Here is a 19,645-nt window from a genome sequence, read left to right on the forward strand (position 1 = left end):
GCGGCAGACCTATGCGACGCCGACCAAGCTCGGGTCGAGCCAGTAAGCCCGCGGCTTGCGCAACGGCTCCAAGGCCGTAAACGAGCCCACATTTTTTGTATGGGAGCCTCCCAATGACCGACCAATCCCCCAACGACCAGTTCCACGCCTCCTCTTTCATGCAGGGGCACAATGCGGAATACCTTGAACAGATGTATGCCCGCTATGCCAACGACCCTGCGGCGGTGGACGAAAGCTGGCAGGCGTTTTTCAAGGCGATGGGCGATGATGAGGTCTCCGTCAAGCGCGAGGCCGAGGGACCGTCCTGGGCGCGCGCCGATTGGCCGCCGCAGCCGGGCGATGACCTGACCGCAGCGCTCACCGGCGAGTGGGCACCAGAGCCCGAAGCCAAAGCTGCGGGCGACAAGATCAAGGCGAAGGCCGCCGAAGCAGGCGTCAGCGTCAGCGATGACCAGATCAAGCGCGCCGTTCTCGACAGTATTCGCGCGCTGATGATCATCCGCGCCTACCGCATCCGCGGGCACCTTGTGGCCGATCTCGACCCACTGGGCATGCGCGATCAGACGCCGCACCCGGAACTGGATCCCAAATCCTACGGCTTTACCGAAGCGGACATGGATCGGCCGATCTTTATCGACAACGTGTTGGGCCTGCAGGTTGCGTCCATGCGCGAGATCTTGGAGATCGTGAAGCGCACCTATTGCGGCACCTTTGCGCTGCAATACATGCACATCTCGAACCCCGAAGAGGCGGGTTGGCTCAAGGAGCGGATCGAAGGGTTCGGCAAGGAGGTCGCTTTTACCCGCGAGGGGCGCAAGGCGATCCTGAACAAGATGGTCGAGGCCGAGGGTTTCGAAAAATTCCTGCACGTCAAATACATGGGCACCAAACGCTTCGGCCTCGATGGCGGCGAAAGCCTGATCCCCGCGATGGAGCAGATCATCAAACGCGGCGGTGCGCTTGGCGTGCGTGACATCGTGATTGGAATGCCCCACCGGGGCCGTCTGTCGGTCCTCGCCAACGTGATGGCCAAACCCTACAAGGCGATTTTCAACGAATTCCAGGGCGGCAGCTTCAAGCCCGAGGACGTGGACGGATCGGGCGATGTGAAGTACCACCTTGGTGCGTCGTCCGACCGCGAATTTGATGGCAACGAAGTGCACCTGTCGCTGACCGCGAACCCGAGCCACCTTGAGGCGGTGAACCCCGTCGTACTGGGCAAGGTCCGGGCCAAGCAGGATCAGGTGAACGACGAAGACCGCACCAGCGTCATGCCAATCCTGCTGCACGGCGACGCGGCCTTTGCCGGGCAAGGTGTCGTGGCGGAGTGTTTCGCGCTGTCGGGCCTCAAGGGGCACAAGACCGGCGGCACGATGCACATCGTCGTCAACAACCAGATCGGGTTTACGACCGCCCCGCATTTCAGCCGGTCCTCCCCCTATCCCACCGACAACGCGCTGGTGGTCGAGGCCCCGATTTTCCACGTGAACGGCGATGACCCCGAGGCCGTGGTGCACGCCGCCAAAGTGGCCACGGAATTCCGTCAGAAATTCCACAAGGACGTGGTGATCGACATCATCTGTTACCGCCGGTTCGGCCACAACGAGGGTGACGAACCGATGTTCACCAACCCGGTGATGTACAAGAAGATCAAGAGCCACAAGACGACCCTCACCCTCTATACCGAGCGGCTGGTGCGCGACGGGCTGATCCCCGAGGGCGAGATCGAGGACATGAAGGCGGCCTTTCAGGCGCGCATGAATGACGAGTTCGAAGCGGGCAAGGATTACAAGCCGAACAAGGCCGATTGGCTGGACGGGAAGTGGTCGCATCTCGACAAGAACGGTGAGGAATACGAGCGCGGCAAGACCGCGATTCCCGAAGAAACCCTGGCGCAAGTGGGAACGGCGCTCACCTCCGTGCCGGAGGGTTTCCCCCTGCACAAAACGGTCGGGCGGCTTCTAGATGCGCGCCGCGCGATGTTTGAAAGCGGTGAAGGTTTTGACTGGGCCACGGGCGAGGCGCTGGCGTTCGGGTCACTGCTGACCGAAGGGTATCCGGTGCGCCTGGCCGGTCAGGATTCGACGCGCGGGACGTTCTCGCAGCGACATTCGGGGCTGGTGAACCAGGAGACCGAGGAACGCTATTACCCGCTGAACGCCGTCCGCAAGGGTCAGGCGCAGTACGAGGTGATCGATTCGATGCTGTCGGAATATGCGGTGCTCGGGTTTGAGTATGGCTACAGCCTTGCCGAGCCGAACGCGCTGACCCTGTGGGAGGCGCAGTTTGGCGATTTTGCCAACGGGGCGCAGATCATGTTCGATCAGTTCATCAGTTCCGGTGAATCGAAATGGTTGCGTATGTCGGGCCTTGTCGTGCTGTTGCCCCACGGGTTCGAGGGTCAGGGACCGGAGCACTCTTCCGCCCGGCTCGAGCGGTTCCTGCAGATGTGCGGGCAGGACAACTGGATCGTGGCGAACTGTACGACGCCTGCGAACTACTTCCACATCCTGCGCCGTCAGATCCACCGCGACTTCCGCAAGCCGCTGATCCTGATGACCCCGAAATCCCTGCTGCGGCACAAGCTGGCGGTGTCCAAGGCCGAAGAGTTCACCAATGGCTCCTCCTTCCACCGTGTGCTGTGGGATGACGCGCAACTGGGCAATTCGGACACCAAGCTGAAGGCTGATGACAAGATCAAGCGCGTCGTGATGTGTTCGGGCAAGGTCTACTATGACCTGCTCGAGGAACGCGACGCGCGCGGGATCGACGATGTATATTTGCTGCGGATAGAGCAATTCTATCCCTTCCCCGCCATCTCGCTTGTCAAAGAGCTGGAGCGGTTCAAGGGGGCCGAAATGGTCTGGTGCCAGGAAGAGCCCAAGAACCAGGGTGGCTGGACCTTTATCGAACCGAACATCGAATGGGTCCTGAGCCGCATCAAGGCCAAGCATTCGCGCCCCGTTTACGTGGGCCGCGCCACATCCGCCTCACCCGCCACGGGTCTGGCGAGCCAACACAAAGCCCAACAAGCAGCCCTCGTGAACGAAGCGCTGACCATCGAAGGATAAAGTCATGACCACCGAAGTCCGCGTGCCCACCTTGGGCGAAAGCGTCACCGAAGCCACCGTCGCCACATGGTTCAAGAAACCGGGCGATGCAGTGGCCATGGATGAGATGCTGTGTGAGCTGGAAACAGACAAAGTCACGGTCGAGGTGCCTTCGCCCGTGGCCGGAACCCTTGGCGACATCGTTGCCGCCGAAGGGGAAACAGTTGGGGTGGATGCTCTGCTGGCGACGATTGCAGAAGGCGACGCCGCGGCTGCACCTGCCAAGAGCGCAGAGGCACCGGCGCCCGCCGCCGAGACCGCACCGGCAAGCGATAGTGTCGACGTCATGGTCCCCACATTGGGCGAAAGCGTGAGCGAAGCGACGGTCAGCACATGGTTCAAGGCCGTGGGCGATGCCGTGGCACAGGACGAGATGCTGTGTGAGTTGGAGACGGACAAGGTGAGCGTCGAAGTGCCAGCACCCGCGGCCGGTGTGCTGGCCGAAATCACCGCGCCCGAGGGCACAACCGTGGATGCATCGGCCAAGCTGGCCGTGATCTCGGCCTCTGGCGCTGCGCCTGCCGCAGCCCCCGCTGCTGATGCGGCGCCCGCCGCCGCCCCCGCACCGGCAGGCGGCGCGCGGACGGATGTGGCCAACGCACCGTCCGCGGAGAAGGCGATGGCGGAGGCTGGCTTGTCGGCCGATGCCGTCACTGGAACGGGCCGCGATGGCCGGATCATGAAGGATGATGTGGCCCGCGCTGTTGCCTCTGCCGCGGCTGTGGCCCCGCCGCCTGCGGCGAGCGCGCCCACCCCGCGTGCCCCCGTCCCGGCAGATGATGCCGCACGCGAGGAACGGGTGAAGATGACCCGATTGCGCCAGACCATCGCCAAACGCCTGAAGGACAGCCAGAACACCGCCGCGATGCTCACGACCTACAATGAGGTCGACATGAGCGCCGTGATGGCCCTGCGCAACGAGTACAAAGATCTGTTCCTGAAGAAACACGGCATCAAGCTGGGCTTTATGTCGTTCTTCACCAAAGCCTGCTGCCATGCCCTGAAAGAGGTTCCAGAGGTGAATGCCGAGATTGACGGCACCGACATCGTCTACAAGAATTTCGTCCATATGGGCATCGCGGCGGGCACACCCACAGGCCTCGTGGTGCCCGTGATCCGCGACGCGGACGCAATGAGCTTTGCCGGGATCGAAGCGGCGATTGCCGAAAAAGGCGCCCGCGCACGCGACGGCAAGCTCTCCATGGCCGAGATGCAGGGCGGGACGTTCACTATCTCCAACGGCGGCGTCTACGGCTCGCTCATGTCCTCGCCGATCCTCAACCCACCACAGTCGGGCATTCTGGGCATGCACAAGATCCAGGACCGGCCGATGGTCGTGAACGGTGAAATCGTGATCCGCCCGATGATGTATCTGGCGCTCAGCTATGATCACCGGATCGTCGATGGCAAAGGTGCTGTGACGTTCCTCGTCCGTGTGAAAGAGGCGCTGGAGGATCCGCGCCGGTTGTTGATGGACCTGTAACAGCATGGCGCGCGGGGCGGGCATCTGGATCATCTGTGGCTTTGCCATGATGATTGCCATCTCGATGGCCGGGAACATCCTGAGCGGCCTGGCAGGATCCGCGGGTGTTCTGGACGGTATCGTCCAGCCCACGGCCTATTTCGGCCTGTCCACCGCCATGCTCGCCGCAGCTGCGTTTTGGGCAACAGCCACATGGAGGCTGCGCCCCAATGCCTATATCGGTGGGGCCTTGACGGTTGCGATCGTATTGGCCGTGATGGCGTTGGGGCACTTTTCCCCAGGTGCGCTTGTTACATCCGCCTATGCCGACACATTCGCGATCAATACCGCGCGTCTGATCGCGTTTGGTGTTGGCCTTGCGGTTCTCACCCTGTGGACACGTATGGTGACACACAGTGTCCAATGAAGCTGTGCCCCGAACACACCCACGCTGCAGCCACCCGGGTCAAGCCGGGCGATTGCGGGCGGCCCGTGGCATGAACCGCCAAGCCGCATATCAACGTGCAATCACCGCGCGCCGGACGTTTCACCTGCCCGGTTACCAAACGCTGACGCAGGCGGGTTTCGACGGTCCATATGTCTCCCCGATCCAGCTTACGTCAGGCAATCTTGACGGCCCGCTCCTGATCTCCAAGGACTGGCTCGATGCCCCATCCGCCCACGCGCACCGCGCGCAGCTGGAACGGACCGGCTACCTGCCGGACATCCCGTACAACAAGGTGATGGGCCGCGTGCTGGCGCTGCTGGGCCTGACCCGTGCGGACATCTACATCACGCCGATCTTTCACCTGTTGACGCCCAAGCGGTCCTCGACCATCCCCGCCGCCCATTCCCGCGCCAGCTTTGACGCCATCGGGCGGCACGAATTGATGGGACGCAGGCCCGTCGCCTTGGGCAATGACAGCGCACAGGTGCTGCGGCATTTCGACGTGGATCACATCACGGCACCACACCCCTCCGCCCGCATCGGCAGCTATGACAAGCGCGCCGGGTTGATCGCCGACGCCGTGAGGGCCGCATGACAACCGCACGCGCCCTCTACTGGCTCGCGACCGCCGCCGCGACCGGTACGGCGGTCTTCGCGCTTTACGACTTCGTGGCGTTCAATCTGCCGCGCATGGTCGAAGAGTTGAATGATGGCCTGCCGGGCCTCTTCCGCATCTCGCCCGCCCTCGCCTTGCCCGTCGCCATTGCGCTGGCCTTGTGGCTGCGGGCGACAGCTGCCCTGTGGCTCTTTATCATCTACGTGCTGGCCTACCGCCTGCACTATTTCCTCGGCGCGGACCCGTTCGAAGGCCAGGGCGCATCGCTGTCCGGCGTTCTCCGACACCCCGTCACATTGCTGCTCGCCTGCGGTATCCTTATATTCCTCATCCGCACAAGAGAGTTGGGCCGCACATGACACCCGAACTGACCGCCCTCACCCTCGCCGCATTGCTGCAAGTCGTGCAATTCGTGCTGATGTCGGTGCCCGCCAATCTCGAACTGGGTCAGGGCCGCACCCTCGGCACCCGCGACAAAGGCGGGCTCGAGGCGCAGCTCAGCCCCAGGACCGCACGCCTGTTCCGCGCGCTCAACAACCACTTCGAAGGGCTGATCCTCTTTTCCATTGCCTGCATCGTCATCACGCTCAGCGACCGCTCAACGACGTTCACCGCCTCTTGTGCCTATGTCTATCTCGCCGCGCGCATCCTTTACGTGCCGGCTTATGCGTTTGGATGGGTGCCCTGGCGCAGCTATATCTGGATGGCGGGCTTTGGCGCCACGACACTCATGCTGATCGCAGCACTCGTTTCTTCTGGCTAAAAATACCACGGGGTCCGGGGCAGCGCCCCGGTTCCACGCTTCAACAAAAGGACCTGACCCATGGCATCTTACGACCTTATCGTGATCGGCTCCGGCCCCGGCGGCTATGTCTGCGCCATCCGCGCGGCTCAAAACGGCCTCAAGGTGGCCGTGGTCGAGGGGCGCGACACGCTGGGCGGCACCTGCCTCAACATTGGCTGCATCCCGTCCAAGGCGCTGCTGCACGCCTCCCACATGCTGCACGAGGCAGAGCACAACTTTGCCACCATGGGCCTCAAGGGCAAGACACCGTCCGTCGACTGGAAACAGATGCAGGCCTACAAGACCGACACCATCGGTCAAAACACCTCCGGCATCGAATTCCTGTTCAAAAAGAACAAGGTGGACTGGCTCAAGGGGTGGGGATCCATCCCCAAGGCAGGACAGGTCCAGGTGGGCGATGACGTCCACGAGGCCAAAAATATCATCATCGCCTCCGGCTCCGAACCGGCGTCCCTGCCCGGTGTGGATGTGGACGAAAAGGTGGTCGTGACCTCCACCGGCGCGCTGGAGCTGAACAAGGTGCCCAAGAAAATGGTTGTGATCGGCGCGGGCGTCATCGGGCTGGAGCTTGGGTCCGTCTACGCCCGCCTCGGTGCCGAGGTCGAGGTGATCGAATTCCTCGACGCCATCACCCCCGGCATGGACGCCGAGGTACAGCGCCAGTTCCAGAAAATCCTGACCAAACAGGGGCTGAAATTCACGCTCGGGGCCGCCGTGCAAAAGGTCGAAGCGACCAAGACCAAGGCGAAGGTCCATTTCAAGATGCGCAGTGACGACAGCGAACACGTGGCCGATGCGGACGTGGTTCTGGTGGCGACGGGCCGCAAGCCCTATACCGACGGTCTTGGGCTTGACGCGCTTGGCGTTGCGATGTCCGACCGGGGCCAGATCAAGGTCGATGCGCATTGGCAAACCAACGTGCCCGGCATCTATGCCATCGGCGACGTCATCGACGGGCCGATGCTGGCCCACAAGGCCGAAGACGAAGGCGTGGCCGCCGCGGACGTGGTTGCGGGCAAACATGGCCACGTGAACTATGGCGTCATTCCCGGCGTGATCTACACCCACCCCGAAGTGGCCAATGTCGGCGAAACCGAAGAGACGCTGAAGGCCGCGGGCCGTGCCTACAAGGCAGGCAAGTTCAGCTTTATGGGCAACGGTCGGGCCAAGGCGAACTTTGCCGCCGACGGCTTTGTCAAAATCCTCGCGGACGCGGAAACGGACCGCATCCTTGGCGCACATATCATCGGTCCCGGAGCAGGCGATCTGATCCACGAGGTGTGCGTCGCGATGGAATTCGGTGCCTCCGCCGAGGATCTGGCGATGACATGCCATGCCCACCCGACCTATTCCGAAGCGGTGCGTGAGGCCGCCCTCGCCTGTGGGATGGGCGCCATCCACATGTGATCCTGCGTCCCCGAAGGCGCTGCAGACACAGCCGGCGGGCGGGAAATCGCCCGCTTGCAGCAGGTCCGCCGGAACTTTTCTGCCCAAGCTGGCGTTGGCCCGTACGCAACCGCGTGCGGGCTCTTTTCATGTGTCTGGCATGCGGGTTTGCTGAAACCGCATTTGTACGCATTTCAAAGGATCACATCATGAATCGTCGCAGCACCCTGAAACTCATTGGCGGTGGCGCCGCTCTCATCACGCTGGGCGCATGCGCGCAGCCTGCCGGTGACGACATCGTCGACATCGCTGCGGGCAACCCGAACTTTTCCACTCTCGTGGCCGCCGTGCAGGCCGCAGGTTTGGTCGACACGCTCAAAGGCCCCGGCCCGTTCACCGTGTTCGCCCCGACAAACGACGCCTTTGCCGCCCTGCCCGCAGGCACCGTCGACAGCCTCCTGTTGCCCGAAAACCGCGACCAACTGGTCAATATCCTGACCTATCACGTCGTGCCCGGTCAGATCACGGCGGGCGATGTGCTGGGCACGCGCCAGCAAGTCACGACCGTTCAAGGCGGTACGCTTGATGTGAACGGACAGGTCGGCAAGGTCGGCACCGGCGTGAAGGTCAACAATGCCAACGTGATCCAGCCGGACATCTTTGCCAGCAACGGCGTGATCCACGCCATTGACGCTGTGCTGCTGCCCTGATGCATGCCCGGTGCGCCGGACGGTCGGTCTGGCGCACCTACCACATCGTTTTGGCGGCGCGTGCGGGCCATGCCGCGTCATAATCTGCGCCGCCTTCTTCGCCCTGTGACGCTTCGGCCAGGATTTCACCGGGTGTGGGCAATCCTTCCGCATCATCGCGCGACCACAGACCGGCCCGCATCACGGCGCGGGCACATTGGGTATAGACCTCGGCAATCCGGATCACGATCACCGTAGCAGGCTGCCGCCCGTTCCGCTCAAACCGCGCGCGCAGCTCCGCATCCGTCGTCAACCGGGCCTGTCCGTTGATGCGCACCACGGTGTTGGACCCCGGCACCATGAACATCAGCGACACCCGCCCGTCGGCCACGATGTTGCGCAGACTGTCGAGCCGGTTGTTGCCGCGCCAGTCGGGCATCGCGAGGGTGCGCGGATCAAGCTCCGTCACCACCGGGCCATCGTCGCCACGCGGGCTGCCATCCGTGCCGTCTGGCCCCACGGTGGTCAGCACCGCAAAGCGTGATGCCATAACCCATTTGCGGTAAAGCGGCGTCAGATGATCCGCCACCTTGCGCAGTGACGGCTGCCCCGGTGTGCCATAAAGCGCCTCAAGCGTCGTGATGTCGTCAATGTACTCCATCCGGATCAAACCCTATCTCCCGCATCAGCGCGTCCGACCGCGCCTCCACTGTTTCTTCGAGCCGCGCCATGAATGTGTCCCGGTCAAGCCCGCGTTCCATCGGTGGCAGAAATTCAACCACCGCCAGACCCGGTGTCCGTCGCATGCCGGTGCGTGGCCACAGGACGCCCACATTGGTCGCCACGGGCACGCAGGGTTGCTGCAGCTGTTCATAGAGCACGGCGGTGCCGACCTTGTAGGGCGCGCGCACGCCGGGTGCGACGCGTGTGCCTTGGGAATAGATGATCAGTTGGCCGGGATTGGCACGCCCTGCTTCGACATCGCGCACCATCTTGGCGATGGCAGCCCCCCGCTTGCCCCGCTCCACCGGCACACATTCCAGCCGCTTGGCATAGAGACCGATGATCGGGGTCCACAGGATCGAGCGTTTCATGATGAACTTGGCCGATGGCAGCGCGGTAAAGATCATCATGATGTCGAGGAACGATTGATGCTTGGCCGCGATCAGCACCTCGCCCGTGGGCACGTCACCTCGCACTTCGGCACGAATGCCCACCCACCAGCGCATCGACCAGAAGACATAGCGGCTGTAGGTCTTGCAGGCCGAACGCGCGCCATGGCGGCTGATGATGGCGTAGGGTGCAAAGAGCAGCCCGATGATCAGCATCATGATATAGATATGCAGCACAAAGGCTGCGGAGCGGACCGTTTGCAGCATCACGTGAGCCCTCCCAGGGCGCGGCGGGCGGCGGTTTGCGTCGCGATCAGGGCGACCCCGCCCGCCACAAGTGGAATGAGTAGCGGAACAAGCCATCCCGCCCCCTGAAACCCGATCCCGGTCAGCAGGCCGGGCGCATCGGCACTGCCCGACGGCATCAGCCATACCGCGATCAGACCCGCGACCACCCCGACGCAGGCCCCCGACAGGGCCCGCAGGGTGAACCGGCGGATGAATGCATTGGCGATATAGCTGTCGGTGGCCCCCACGAGCCGCAGCACCGCGATCACTTGTGCATTTGCCGCGAGGGCCGCATTCGCGGCCAGCGTCACCATGGCCGCCACCGCCGCGGTGATCAGCAGGGCCACGATCCACCCCAGACCGCGCAACCGGCTGGCCGCCGACACCAGCGGCCCGCGCCAGCGACCGTGATCGTCCAACACCGCGCCCGGTACTTCGGCCGCGAGGCGCAGGCTCAGCCCGCGCGGATCAAAACCGCTGTCGGTTGTCATCTCGATCAAACGCGGCACGGGCAACGTATCGAGCGGCAGGTCCGCCCCGAACCACGGGGCCAGAAGTGCCGCCTGCTCGGCATCGCTCAGCGCGCGCGATGCGGTCACGCCCGGCGTGGTTTCAAGCACGGCCAGGGCCGCAGCCGTCTGTTCCGCGCGTTGGTCCACCGGGGCCACGATGCGCAGGGTTGCCGTCTGTGCCAACTCTGCCCCCCACCGATCCGCGAGCCGGCCCGCGGCCAGCGACAGGGCCAGCGCGAACACGGCCAGAAAGGCCATGGCTCCGGCGGCAAAGAGTGTCAGTTGCGCCGTGAACCCCGATGGCGGCACCACGCGGTCCGCTTGCCTGTCACCCGCCAAAAGCGCGCGCAGCTGTGCCAGATCCAGCCTCACAAATCCGCTCCCGCCAATTGCACGCGGCGGTTCGCAATGCGCAGCACGCGCGCCTGTACCTGCGCCTTGGCGGCGCGGATCAAGCTCAGGTCATGGGTCGCGATGAGCACGGTCTTGCCCATGCGGTTCAGCTCCACCAGCAGCGTCAGCAGGCGCTGCGACATGTCCCAATCCACGTTGCCCGTCGGCTCGTCCGCAAGCACAACTTCGGGCGACATAATGACCGCGCGCGCCAGTGCGGCGCGCTGACGTTCACCGCCCGACAGCTCCGGCGGCGTCGCCGCCGCCCGCGCCTGCAACCCGACCCAGCCCAGCAATTCGCCCAGATCACTGCCAGCAGCCTCGGCATGGCGGCCCGACACGGTCAGCGGCAGCGCGACATTGTCGGCCACGGGCAGATGATCCAGAAACTGCACATCCTGATGCACCACCCCGATGCGGCGCCGGATCAGCGCCACCGCATCCCGGTCCAGCCCCCGCACATCCGCATCAAACAACCGCACATGCCCCGCCATCGGCAACAGCGCGCCGTAACACAGCTTGAGCAGCGTGGTCTTTCCCGCCCCTGACGGACCCGTCAGAAAATGGAACGATCCCGGTGCCAGCTTGACGGAAATGTCCGACAAAAGCTCGCCCCCGCCGTAGCTGTAGGCCACATTTTCCAGCTCGATCACGCCCGTCCCCTCGATATTGCCCCTGTTGTGCCCCAGCATCAGGCGCGTTTCAATCTGAATGCCTTGCATGGGCGCAATCCAGTTCGCGCTTTTCTGCGCGCCGGTTGCACCATATGCTGCGTCTCAAAACAAAGGTTGGGGCCAGCGATGCGGTTGATCTGTCCAAATTGCGACGCGCAATACGAAGTGGTGGATGATGTCATCCCCGCCGAGGGGCGTGATGTGCAATGCTCCAATTGCGGTCAGACGTGGTATCAGCACCACCCCGATCACCCCCCCGCCGAGGAACCGCCCGCAGATTTGCCCGATGATCTGGCCGAGCCGGATGATGCACCGGGCGAGGACGAAGAACGCAGCGCGGCGGCCCCGCCGCCGCCCCCGGCACCTGATCTGGAACCAGAGCCGGAACCCGAACCGGAGCCGGAGCCGGAACCGCAGGCCAGCCCACCGCAACGCAGTCTCGATCCCGGCGTGGCCGACATCCTGCGCGAAGAAGCGCAGCGCGAAGCGCAGGCACGCGCGGGTGAGACGCTCGAGACGCAGCCCGACCTTGGCCTCGACGACGCCGAAAGCGAAAGCGACCGCCGCGCCCGGGAGGCCCGCGAACGCATGGCACGGTTGCGCGGTGAAGAGCCGCAGAGCGCCGAGGCCGTCAACGCCGCCGCCACGGCCGCCGCCGTTGGCTCACGGCGCGAGCTGCTGCCCGACATCGAAGAAATCAATTCCACCTTGCGCTCCTCGGGTGATCGCGAAACCCGCGCAGCGGACCCAAGCCCCGACGAGGCCAACCCGGTCAAACGTCGTGGCGGTTTCGGGCGCGGTTTTATGTTGATGATCGTTCTGGCCCTGATCCTCGGCGCCATTTACGTCTTTGCGCCGCAAATTGCGCAATCCGTCCCGCAGGTGGACCCGTATCTCAGCGCCTATGTCGCGCAGGTCGACAGCGCCCGGACGTGGCTGGATGGGCGCGTGACCGGCATTCTGCAATGGCTGGACGCGACCGCGGCGTCACAGGGCGAATAACCGCCTTCCGCAGTCGCGTCAGAAGCGGTCCAGAAGCCGCTTGAGGTAGTCCAGCTCTTCATTGGGACGTTCGCCTTCGCCAGCGCGTCGGCGGATTTCGTCCAGCAGATCGCGCGCACGGCGGTACACGTCCTCTCCCTGAAGCAGGCTTTCCTCGGTTCCGATGCTGCCGTTTGAACCCGGTTCGCGGCCCAGCGGATCCTGCGCCTCGGCGCGGCGGTCACTCTCGCTCAGCCCCTGCCCCTGTTCGCCGTTCTGCGCGTCCTGCTGCATCTGCTCGCCGATGGCGCGCATCCCCTCGCGCAGGGCTTCCATCGCCCGGCTCTGATTGTCGATCGCGTCGGCATAGTCCTGATTGCGCAGCGCTTCTTCGGCACCATCCATCGCGCGGCCTGCGCGGTCGAGCGCATCGCGCGCAGCGTCACCCTCGGGCGTACCTGCACCGGGCAGGTTGCCTTGCTGGCGGCGCAACTCGTCGCGCAGGGCCTGCTGACGATCGGCGAGCGATCCGTCACCGCCCCCTTCGCCTTCGGCCTGTTCCTGACCTTCGCCGCCCTGCTGGCCGTCGTTCTGTTCGCCCTGACCCTGCTGACCGCCTTGCTGGCTGTGCTCCTGGCCCTGCCCCTGACCGCCGTTGCGGCCCTGGTTGCCCTGGTTCTCACCGGCCTGGGCGTTCGGATTAAACTGTTCCTGCAAATCACGGAACGCCTCATCACTCAGGCCTTGCTGCTCGCGCAGGGTCTCGGCGAGGCCCTCCATCGCCTGTTCGCCCGGGCTTTGCTGGCCTTCGCCGCCTTCGCCTTGCGTCACGCGCATGTTTTCGAGCATTTCCTGCAACTCGCGCAGCGCCTGTTCGGCCTCGGCCATGCGGCCTTCTTCCATCAGTTCCTGAATACGGTCCATCATCCGTTGCAGATCGTCCTGGTTCATCTGCATGGTTTCGGCATTGCTCGGGCCTTGATTGCGTTCCTGATTGGCCTCGTCGTTGAGCTCTGCCTGCCGCGACAGCTGGCGCATGTAGTCATCCGTGGCGCGGCGCAATTCGCGCATCAGCTCTTCGATCTCGGCCTGACTGGCCCCTTCACGCATCGCCTGTTCCAGACGTTCGCGCGCCCGGCGCAGACGTTCGAGCGCCGAGGCCAGATCACCTTCTTCGATGCCAAGAGCCAGATCCCACATGTCGCGGGCGATCTCTTCCTGCTGTTCATCGGTCAGGCCATAGCGGGCCAGCGTTTCAAGCTTTGTGATCACGCGGCGCAGGCGCAATTCGTCCACTTCCTTGCGGAAGATATCGTCGGGTTTGTACGCCACGGTGCGCAGCAACTGCGCCACCCGGGGTGCGTTGGCCCGTGCCCACAGAAGATCGCGCCGCTGTTCGATGATGGCCGCCGCAAGCGGATCGAAGAACCGCCGCCCCGGCAGCGTAAAGGTCTGCGGTTCGCTGATCCCTTGCTGCTCGGCCGCATCCAGCACGCTCAGTGTCATCGCCACGGGCAGGTTTGCCCACGGGTGTTCCGAAAAATCGTCAATCAGGTCTTCGTCGAATTCCGTCCGGCTGCCCGCAACGGGCATCGGCAGGATGGCGGTCAGTTCAGGGCGCGGATCGGGCGCGATGCTCAGACCATGGCGTCGGTCCACGGCGCTCAGATCCAACGCAAACCGCGCCTCGCCCGCCTCAACACCGTAATCATCGGTCGCTTGGAACGGCAGTGTCATTTCGCCCAGTGCCGAAGCCTCTGGCGCCGCCAGAATGGTCACTTGGGGCGCGGCGTCGGGCAGGACGGCCACATCCCACGTGCGTCCGCCGGGTCCGTTGATCGTGACCTGACCCGACTGGATCGCGGTAAAGTCCTGTTCCGTGGCAGAGGCAGGCGGCACCTCGCCGGTGCGGCCCGAAACGGTCTCGGCCACGGTCAGCGCGCCCACCTCGCCGTAGATGCGCAGGGTGATCAGGCTGCCCACTGGCACGGACAGTGTCCCCTCGGGGATGTCGTTGAGGTAAATGGTCGGGCGGCCCGTGTAGCGGGGGCTTTCGGCCCAGCCTTCCCACACCGGCCCACCGGCCAGCCCGTCGCCCGCGCCCGGTGCCAAGTCCGCCACTGATCCCACCCGCCAGAGCGAGCCAAAGATCAGCGCAACAGCAAAGACCAGCGCCGCCAGATACCGCAGCGCATAGGGATCACGGCGCGACACCCGCAGATCGCCGCCCACGGGTTTCGCGGCGGCGGCACGGTCCAGCATCCGCGCCTTATGCGCGCGCCAGACGGCCATGGACGCGGCGTCTCCATCCCCTGTCGCAGGCGTATCCACCAGCGCCTGCAATGGCCGACCGGGCAGCGTTTCATCGAGCCGTTGCAGTGCCTCCGCCCGGCTCGGCAGGCGGAACACCCGCAATCCATAGCCAAGCGCCGCCAGCGTCGCGAGACCGCTCACCACGAAAAAGGCCCAGACGACCTCGACCCCGACAAGGTCCTGCACGCCCAGCATCAGCACACCGAGAACCGCCAGCACCACTGCAATCAGCGGCCAAAGCGCCCGTGTCAGCCGCTCACTGAGCAGTCCCAGCCAGGTGAAGTTGAGCGCAAAGCGCGCGCCCTTGAGACGGTCACGAAGGTCGGTCGGGGTCTGATCGGCCATGGTCATCCTCAAACGGCGGGCGCACCATAGCGCCTAGAGCCATTCGGGAATGGTATCTCGATTTATGATTTCGTCAAAGGTCGGGCGTGGGCGGATCACTGCGTATTGATCACCTTTCACCAGAACCTCGGGAATGAGCGGGCGGGTGTTGTATTCACTGCTCATAACCGCGCCATAAGCGCCCGCCGATCGGAACGCCACGAGGTCCTTGGCCGCGAGCGGTGGCATCATGCGCTGCTTGGCAAAGGTATCCCCTGATTCGCAGACGGGGCCCACGATGTCATAGGGGGCCTGTTCGGTGCCGGGCGCGGGTTCGTTGACCGGGATGATGTCGTGATATGCCTCGTACATGGCCGGGCGGATCAGGTCGTTCATCGCCCCATCGAGGATCAGGAAATCGCGCCCCTCCCCGGATTTGACATAGATGACCTCGCTCACCATCAGGCCCGCATTGCCCGCGATCAGGCGGCCTGGCTCAATCTCGATCTCGCAGCCAAGGTGGCCGACCGTGCGCTGTACCAACGCGCCATAATCCGTTGGCAGTGGCGGTGCCTCGTTGCCGCGCGCGTAAGGAATGCCAAGCCCGCCGCCCAGATCGAGGCGGCGGATGTTGTGCCCTTCGGCCCGCAGCGCTTCGGTCAGCTCCGCCACCTTCTGATAGGCCAGCTCAAACGGCGCCAGATCCGTCAGTTGCGAACCGATATGGACGTCGATGCCGATGACATCCAGATGCTCCATGGCACCCGCCATCGCATAGACCTCATGCGCGCGGGCTATGGGAATGCCAAACTTGTTCTCGGACTTGCCGGTGGCGATCTTGGCGTGGGTCTTGGCGTCCACGTCCGGGTTCACGCGGATGGTGATGGGGGCGATGACACCCACCTCGCCTGCGACGCGGTTCAGCACCTCCATCTCTGGCTCGGATTCGACGTTGAACTGGCGAATGCCACCGGTCAGGGCCATGCGGATTTCATCCGCCGTCTTGCCGACGCCGGAAAACACGATGCGATCCCCCGGCACACCGGCGGCCTTGGCGCGTGCATATTCGCCGCCCGACACGACATCCATGCCCGCGCCAGCCTGCGCCAGCGTCTTGAGGATCGCCTGATTGCTGGCAGCCTTCATCGCATAGCACACAAGGTGGTCCGTCCAGCTCAGCGCCTCGTCAAAAAGCGTGAAATGACGCAACAACGTCGCGGTCGAATAGACATAGAACGGCGTACCCACCGCAGCCGCAATCTCGGGCAGCGGGACATCCTCGGCGTGCAAAACGCCGTTTCGGTAAAGAAAGTGATCCATGGCCCGCGCATAGCGGTGCGCGGGCGCGGGATCAATCGGTCACTTGCCCTTGAGGCGTTGCAGCTGTTTGGCCTGACGGTCTCCCACCGCGTCCCAGAGCGGGGTCAGAGCGGGCGACAACACGCCCGTTCCGGACGCGATCTGGAAGAGGTTGTGGGACGGGTTGTCGTTGCATTCCAGTATGTTGGGGCCATTCTGCGTGACGGCGATATCGAACCCGCACACGCCGAATTCCGGGAACACCGCATGGGCGTCGCGCGCGATTTGCACCGTGGCCTCCCAATGCGGCAATGCGGTGCCCACAATCCGGGCACCGGAAACGGGATGCTCCGGCGTTTCCCGTTGAGCGAGGCCCGTGCCCATCACACACCGCGTGACAGCGCCCGTGTCGAGGTCGAGCGCGGCGAGCAGGCTGCCCGCCTGCCAGAAATTGTCAGACATGGCCCGCGGCGCGGGCAGCTTCCAGACGGCATAAGCGGCTGTGGGGCCAGAGCCATCGTTCACCGTCACCACCCGCACACAGCCAATCGCCGGTCCGGCAATCCGGGCCATGTCGCCATGCGGATCCAGTGCCGTTTGCAGGATGAACCCGCCGGGATAGCGGGCCATGATTTCGGCGGCAAAGGCATGCACCGACTGCGCATCGCCATTGGCCAGATGCACCATGCCGTCCGCGCAGCCCGTCAAACGCACCGATCCTTCGGACAGAGACCCGTGATGCGGTTTGCCGAACAGCGGATACCGCGCCTCTGTCTCAAGGAAGCGGGCGAGCGCATCGGCATCGCGCAGGGTGCGCAGGGTGCCAGCACTACGGTGCGTGCTGACCAACGCCTGTGTCTGTGCGGTTGCGATGCCCAGCTGCGCCAACAGTTGCGTATAGAGCAGCTTGTTGCCGACAAAGGCGCGCGTGGGCACGGCCGCAGGCGGGTTCAGCCGTGTATTCAGCGCGTTGATCCCCTTCTGTCCGACAAAGGCGCGCTTGGCCGCGGGCGGCATCGCCGGATCGAAGAGCCCCAGACTGTAATACTCGTTCGAGCCCAGTTTCTGCGCGCCGCCCCGCATCGACCAGCTTTCGCGCAACTGGCGCAGCGGGCTGACGCCATGTGTCTTGGCCACCTGGACGATGATGGGGGACTGCGTGGACGTGGCTGCCTCGGGCCCATCCAACAATGCGCCTTGGGGCGCGTTCATGCTCGTATCGGTCATTGCCTGTCACCTTGCGTGTCTTCACGTTGGGCACAGGATAGGTTGCGATTTTGGCAACAATTGGGCGCAACTGTTTCCGATTTTACCGAAAATTCAGGTGATCGGGCGCGACCGCAGGAACAGGTACAGGGGCAGGCCACAGCTTACCCCGATGCAGAAGGTCGCGGGGATCGCAATCAGGGCCAGCCAGTTGCGGCGCGTCGCTACTTCGGCCACGATGAACACGGTCAGCGCGACGGCGGCCACGGTCAGATCCCAGACCAGGCCGCTTGTGGCATCGTTCACGTGCCACGCATCGACCATCGCCATGATGTCCCAGCCGTTTTCGTTGAACCACTGAATGAAATAGAACATCGGGTGGATGGCCCCCCACACGGCGAGGGCCAGGTACACGGCGCGCAGCGGGCTCATGGGTCAGAAAAAGCTGACGCCGACGCGGAGCGGGCCGCGGCTGACACCGACTGTGCCACCGGCATGGATGCCGCCCGAGTTGACGCCAATGCCGATGCTGGCATCGGGCTGCACCGGTTCGCCATCTGCGCCACACGCAGCGAGGGCGAGAAGGGAGAGAACGGCAAACGCTCGGATCATCATGACAACACCTCTTTCCAACGGGCGACCTGCGCGCGCACCTGTGCGGGCGCGGTGCCTCCGTAAGATGTACGCGAATTGACGGAATTTTCCACGCCCAAAACGTCGAATACGTCTGCGGTGATGCCGTCATGGGCGGATTTCATCTGCTCCAGCGTGAGATCAGGCAGGTCCTTGCCCTCGGATTCCGCAACCGCCACCAGCGCGCCGGTGATGTGATGCGCATCCCGGAACGGCAGGCCCAGCACCCGCACCAACCAGTCGGCAAGGTCCGTCGCCGTCGAAAATCCCGACCCCGCAGCAGCGGCCAGAGCGTCCCGGTTCGCGCTCATGTCACGCACCATCCCGTCCATCGCCGCCAGCGCCAGCATCCAGTTGTCGGCGGCGTCAAACACCTGTTCCTTGTCTTCCTGCATGTCCTTGGAATAGGCCAGTGGCAGGCCCTTCATCACCATCATCAACGCAGTGTTTGCCCCAAAGATGCGGCCCACCTTGGCGCGGATCAGCTCGGCGGCATCGGGGTTCTTCTTTTGCGGCATGATGCTGGAGCCGGTGGAAAACCGGTCCGACAGCGTGACAAAGCGAAACTGCGCCGACGACCAGATCACGAGTTCCTCGGCAAAACGGCTGAGGTGCATGGCACAAATGCTCGCCACCCCCAGGAATTCGAGCGCAAAGTCCCGATCACTCACCGCATCGAGGCTGTTGGCGGCAGGCCGGTCGAACCCGAGCGCCTCCGCCGTCATCTGCCGATCAATCGGAAAGGACGTGCCCGCAAGTGCCGCCGCACCCAGCGGGCATTCGTTCATCCGGGCGCGCGCATCCCGCACACGGCTCAGATCGCGGCCAAACATCTCGACATAGGCCATCATGTGATGGCCCCAGGTCACCGGCTGCGCGGTTTGCAGGTGGGTAAAGCCGGGCATGACCCAATCCGCCCCCGCCTCTGCCTGATCCAGCAGCGCGGTCATCAGCGACACCAATGCGCCCTCCGCCGCGTCCAGCTGATCCCGCACCCAAAGCTTGAAGTCTGTGGCGACCTGATCGTTGCGGCTGCGCCCGGTGTGCAAACGCCCCGCCGGTTCGCCGATCACCTCCTTCAGCCGCGCCTCCACATTCATGTGGATGTCTTCCAACGCGGTCGAAAATGCGAATGTGCCGCCTTCGATCTCTGACAAGACTGTGAGCAGCCCTTCCCGGATCGCCTCAACGTCCTTATCGTCCAGAATGCCCGTGGCGCCCAACATGGCGGCATGGGCGCGCGAGCCCGCGATATCCTGGGACGCCATGCGCTGGTCAAAGCCGATCGAGGCATTAATTGCCTCCATGATCGCATCTGGCCCTGCTGCAAAACGGCCCCCCCACATGGTGTTTGCGGATTTGTCGGTCATGCGCAGGCCCCGTAAGGAAGAGTT

19 protein-coding genes are annotated in these 19,645 nt (G+C 64.1%); 9 read left to right on the top strand and 10 right to left on the bottom strand.

Translation table 11 applies throughout. The annotated features are described in order from the left end of the window. The first annotated feature begins 113 nt into the window (after positions 1 to 113). The 8 genes from ACERHN_RS04695 (at position 114) to ACERHN_RS04730 (ending at position 8,537) form a co-directional block, all read left to right on the top strand. The gene (locus ACERHN_RS04695) at positions 114 to 3,071 is read left to right on the top strand and encodes a 2-oxoglutarate dehydrogenase E1 component (RefSeq protein ID WP_415921492.1); all 2,958 of its coding nucleotides are present in this window, start codon (positions 114 to 116) and stop codon (positions 3,069 to 3,071) included. 4 nt (positions 3,072 to 3,075) lie between these two features. Further along, positions 3,076 to 4,593 (top strand): 2-oxoglutarate dehydrogenase complex dihydrolipoyllysine-residue succinyltransferase, encoded by a 1,518-nt coding sequence (gene odhB / locus ACERHN_RS04700; RefSeq protein ID WP_415921493.1) that lies wholly within the window; start codon positions 3,076 to 3,078, stop codon positions 4,591 to 4,593. 4 nt (positions 4,594 to 4,597) lie between these two features. Beyond that, the gene (locus ACERHN_RS04705; protein WP_415921494.1) at positions 4,598 to 4,999 is read left to right on the top strand and encodes a hypothetical protein; all 402 of its coding nucleotides are present in this window, start codon (positions 4,598 to 4,600) and stop codon (positions 4,997 to 4,999) included. Positions 5,000 to 5,069: 70 nt separating this feature from the next. After that, the gene (locus tag ACERHN_RS04710) at positions 5,070 to 5,615 is read left to right on the top strand and encodes a hypothetical protein (RefSeq protein WP_415921495.1); all 546 of its coding nucleotides are present in this window, start codon (positions 5,070 to 5,072) and stop codon (positions 5,613 to 5,615) included. Then, on the top strand, positions 5,612 to 5,995 hold the full coding sequence (locus tag ACERHN_RS04715) for a hypothetical protein (RefSeq protein WP_415921496.1): 384 nt from the start codon (positions 5,612 to 5,614) through the stop codon (positions 5,993 to 5,995). The genes ACERHN_RS04710 and ACERHN_RS04715 overlap by 4 nt, the downstream gene beginning before the upstream one ends. After that, positions 5,992 to 6,399, top strand: a complete 408-nt coding sequence (locus tag ACERHN_RS04720) for an MAPEG family protein (RefSeq protein WP_415921497.1) — start codon at positions 5,992 to 5,994, stop codon at positions 6,397 to 6,399. Before ACERHN_RS04715 ends, ACERHN_RS04720 begins: the two co-directional genes overlap by 4 nt. Before the next feature lie 60 nt (positions 6,400 to 6,459). Then, the gene (gene lpdA / locus ACERHN_RS04725; protein ID WP_415921498.1) at positions 6,460 to 7,848 is read left to right on the top strand and encodes a dihydrolipoyl dehydrogenase; all 1,389 of its coding nucleotides are present in this window, start codon (positions 6,460 to 6,462) and stop codon (positions 7,846 to 7,848) included. Between the two features lie 188 nt (positions 7,849 to 8,036). Next, positions 8,037 to 8,537, top strand: a complete 501-nt coding sequence (locus ACERHN_RS04730) for a fasciclin domain-containing protein (protein ID WP_415921499.1) — start codon at positions 8,037 to 8,039, stop codon at positions 8,535 to 8,537. Positions 8,538 to 8,574: 37 nt separating this feature from the next. On the opposite strand, the gene ACERHN_RS04735 is transcribed toward ACERHN_RS04730, so the two are convergent. From ACERHN_RS04735 to ACERHN_RS04750, 4 genes are read right to left on the bottom strand one after another with little or no spacing between them, the layout of a single operon-like run. Next, on the bottom strand, positions 8,575 to 9,177 hold the full coding sequence (locus tag ACERHN_RS04735; protein ID WP_415921500.1) for a pyridoxamine 5'-phosphate oxidase family protein: 603 nt from the start codon (positions 9,175 to 9,177) through the stop codon (positions 8,575 to 8,577). Next, positions 9,164 to 9,895, bottom strand: a complete 732-nt coding sequence (locus ACERHN_RS04740; protein WP_415922683.1) for a lysophospholipid acyltransferase family protein — start codon at positions 9,893 to 9,895, stop codon at positions 9,164 to 9,166. The genes ACERHN_RS04735 and ACERHN_RS04740 overlap by 14 nt, the downstream gene beginning before the upstream one ends. After that, on the bottom strand, positions 9,895 to 10,800 hold the full coding sequence (locus ACERHN_RS04745; protein WP_415921501.1) for a cell division protein FtsX: 906 nt from the start codon (positions 10,798 to 10,800) through the stop codon (positions 9,895 to 9,897). Before ACERHN_RS04745 ends, ACERHN_RS04740 begins: the two co-directional genes overlap by 1 nt. Further along, positions 10,797 to 11,474 carry a cell division ATP-binding protein FtsE gene (locus ACERHN_RS04750; RefSeq protein WP_415922684.1) on the bottom strand — a complete coding sequence of 226 codons (678 nt, stop codon included), beginning with the start codon at positions 11,472 to 11,474 and terminating at the stop codon, positions 10,797 to 10,799. Before ACERHN_RS04750 ends, ACERHN_RS04745 begins: the two co-directional genes overlap by 4 nt. A gap of 147 nt (positions 11,475 to 11,621) precedes the next feature. Between ACERHN_RS04750 and ACERHN_RS04755 the strand changes: the two genes are divergently transcribed. Continuing rightward, positions 11,622 to 12,497, top strand: coding sequence for a zinc-ribbon domain-containing protein (locus ACERHN_RS04755; RefSeq protein ID WP_415921502.1), 876 nt, complete (start codon positions 11,622 to 11,624; stop codon positions 12,495 to 12,497). 18 nt (positions 12,498 to 12,515) lie between these two features. Here the strand turns inward: ACERHN_RS04755 and ACERHN_RS04760 are convergent, their stop codons facing one another. From ACERHN_RS04760 to argH, 6 genes are all read right to left on the bottom strand, one after another. Then, complete coding sequence (locus ACERHN_RS04760) at positions 12,516 to 15,134, bottom strand: TIGR02302 family protein (protein WP_415921503.1); 2,619 nt, start codon at positions 15,132 to 15,134, stop codon at positions 12,516 to 12,518. Between the two features lie 33 nt (positions 15,135 to 15,167). After that, on the bottom strand, positions 15,168 to 16,433 hold the full coding sequence (gene lysA / locus ACERHN_RS04765) for a diaminopimelate decarboxylase (RefSeq protein WP_415921504.1): 1,266 nt from the start codon (positions 16,431 to 16,433) through the stop codon (positions 15,168 to 15,170). A 39-nt stretch (positions 16,434 to 16,472) separates the two neighbouring features. Further along, positions 16,473 to 17,639 (bottom strand): sugar-transfer associated ATP-grasp domain-containing protein, encoded by a 1,167-nt coding sequence (locus tag ACERHN_RS04770; RefSeq protein ID WP_415921505.1) that lies wholly within the window; start codon positions 17,637 to 17,639, stop codon positions 16,473 to 16,475. Between the two features lie 93 nt (positions 17,640 to 17,732). Then, positions 17,733 to 18,050: a DUF2834 domain-containing protein gene (locus ACERHN_RS04775; protein ID WP_415921506.1), complete on the bottom strand. Its 318-nt coding sequence runs from the start codon at positions 18,048 to 18,050 to the stop codon at positions 17,733 to 17,735. A 3-nt stretch (positions 18,051 to 18,053) separates the two neighbouring features. Next, complete coding sequence (locus tag ACERHN_RS04780; protein ID WP_415921507.1) at positions 18,054 to 18,233, bottom strand: hypothetical protein; 180 nt, start codon at positions 18,231 to 18,233, stop codon at positions 18,054 to 18,056. Beyond that, positions 18,230 to 19,621, bottom strand: a complete 1,392-nt coding sequence (gene argH, locus ACERHN_RS04785; protein ID WP_415921508.1) for an argininosuccinate lyase — start codon at positions 19,619 to 19,621, stop codon at positions 18,230 to 18,232. Before argH ends, ACERHN_RS04780 begins: the two co-directional genes overlap by 4 nt. Positions 19,622 to 19,645: the final 24 nt, after the last annotated feature.

This window comes from Tateyamaria rhodophyticola (assembly GCF_047777875.1).
Classification (GTDB): domain Bacteria; phylum Pseudomonadota; class Alphaproteobacteria; order Rhodobacterales; family Rhodobacteraceae; genus Tateyamaria.

Bases quoted from the DNA above. Each gene is read 5' to 3' on its own strand.
- ACERHN_RS04695 (WP_415921492.1), top strand. From the start codon at position 114: ATGACCGACCAATCCCCCAACGACCAGTTCCACGCCTCCTCTTTCATG.
- odhB (WP_415921493.1), top strand. From the start codon at position 3,076: ATGACCACCGAAGTCCGCGTGCCCACCTTGGGCGAAAGCGTCACCGAA.
- ACERHN_RS04705 (WP_415921494.1), top strand. From the start codon at position 4,598: ATGGCGCGCGGGGCGGGCATCTGGATCATCTGTGGCTTTGCCATGATG.
- ACERHN_RS04710 (WP_415921495.1), top strand. From the start codon at position 5,070: ATGAACCGCCAAGCCGCATATCAACGTGCAATCACCGCGCGCCGGACG.
- ACERHN_RS04715 (WP_415921496.1), top strand. From the start codon at position 5,612: ATGACAACCGCACGCGCCCTCTACTGGCTCGCGACCGCCGCCGCGACC.
- ACERHN_RS04720 (WP_415921497.1), top strand. From the start codon at position 5,992: ATGACACCCGAACTGACCGCCCTCACCCTCGCCGCATTGCTGCAAGTC.
- lpdA (WP_415921498.1), top strand. From the start codon at position 6,460: ATGGCATCTTACGACCTTATCGTGATCGGCTCCGGCCCCGGCGGCTAT.
- ACERHN_RS04730 (WP_415921499.1), top strand. From the start codon at position 8,037: ATGAATCGTCGCAGCACCCTGAAACTCATTGGCGGTGGCGCCGCTCTC.
- ACERHN_RS04735 (WP_415921500.1), bottom strand. From the start codon at position 9,177: ATGGAGTACATTGACGACATCACGACGCTTGAGGCGCTTTATGGCACA.
- ACERHN_RS04740 (WP_415922683.1), bottom strand. From the start codon at position 9,895: ATGCTGCAAACGGTCCGCTCCGCAGCCTTTGTGCTGCATATCTATATC.
- ACERHN_RS04755 (WP_415921502.1), top strand. From the start codon at position 11,622: ATGCGGTTGATCTGTCCAAATTGCGACGCGCAATACGAAGTGGTGGAT.
- ACERHN_RS04760 (WP_415921503.1), bottom strand. From the start codon at position 15,134: ATGGCCGATCAGACCCCGACCGACCTTCGTGACCGTCTCAAGGGCGCG.
- lysA (WP_415921504.1), bottom strand. From the start codon at position 16,433: ATGGATCACTTTCTTTACCGAAACGGCGTTTTGCACGCCGAGGATGTC.
- ACERHN_RS04770 (WP_415921505.1), bottom strand. From the start codon at position 17,639: ATGACCGATACGAGCATGAACGCGCCCCAAGGCGCATTGTTGGATGGG.
- ACERHN_RS04775 (WP_415921506.1), bottom strand. From the start codon at position 18,050: ATGAGCCCGCTGCGCGCCGTGTACCTGGCCCTCGCCGTGTGGGGGGCC.
- ACERHN_RS04780 (WP_415921507.1), bottom strand. From the start codon at position 18,233: ATGATGATCCGAGCGTTTGCCGTTCTCTCCCTTCTCGCCCTCGCTGCG.
- argH (WP_415921508.1), bottom strand. From the start codon at position 19,621: ATGACCGACAAATCCGCAAACACCATGTGGGGGGGCCGTTTTGCAGCA.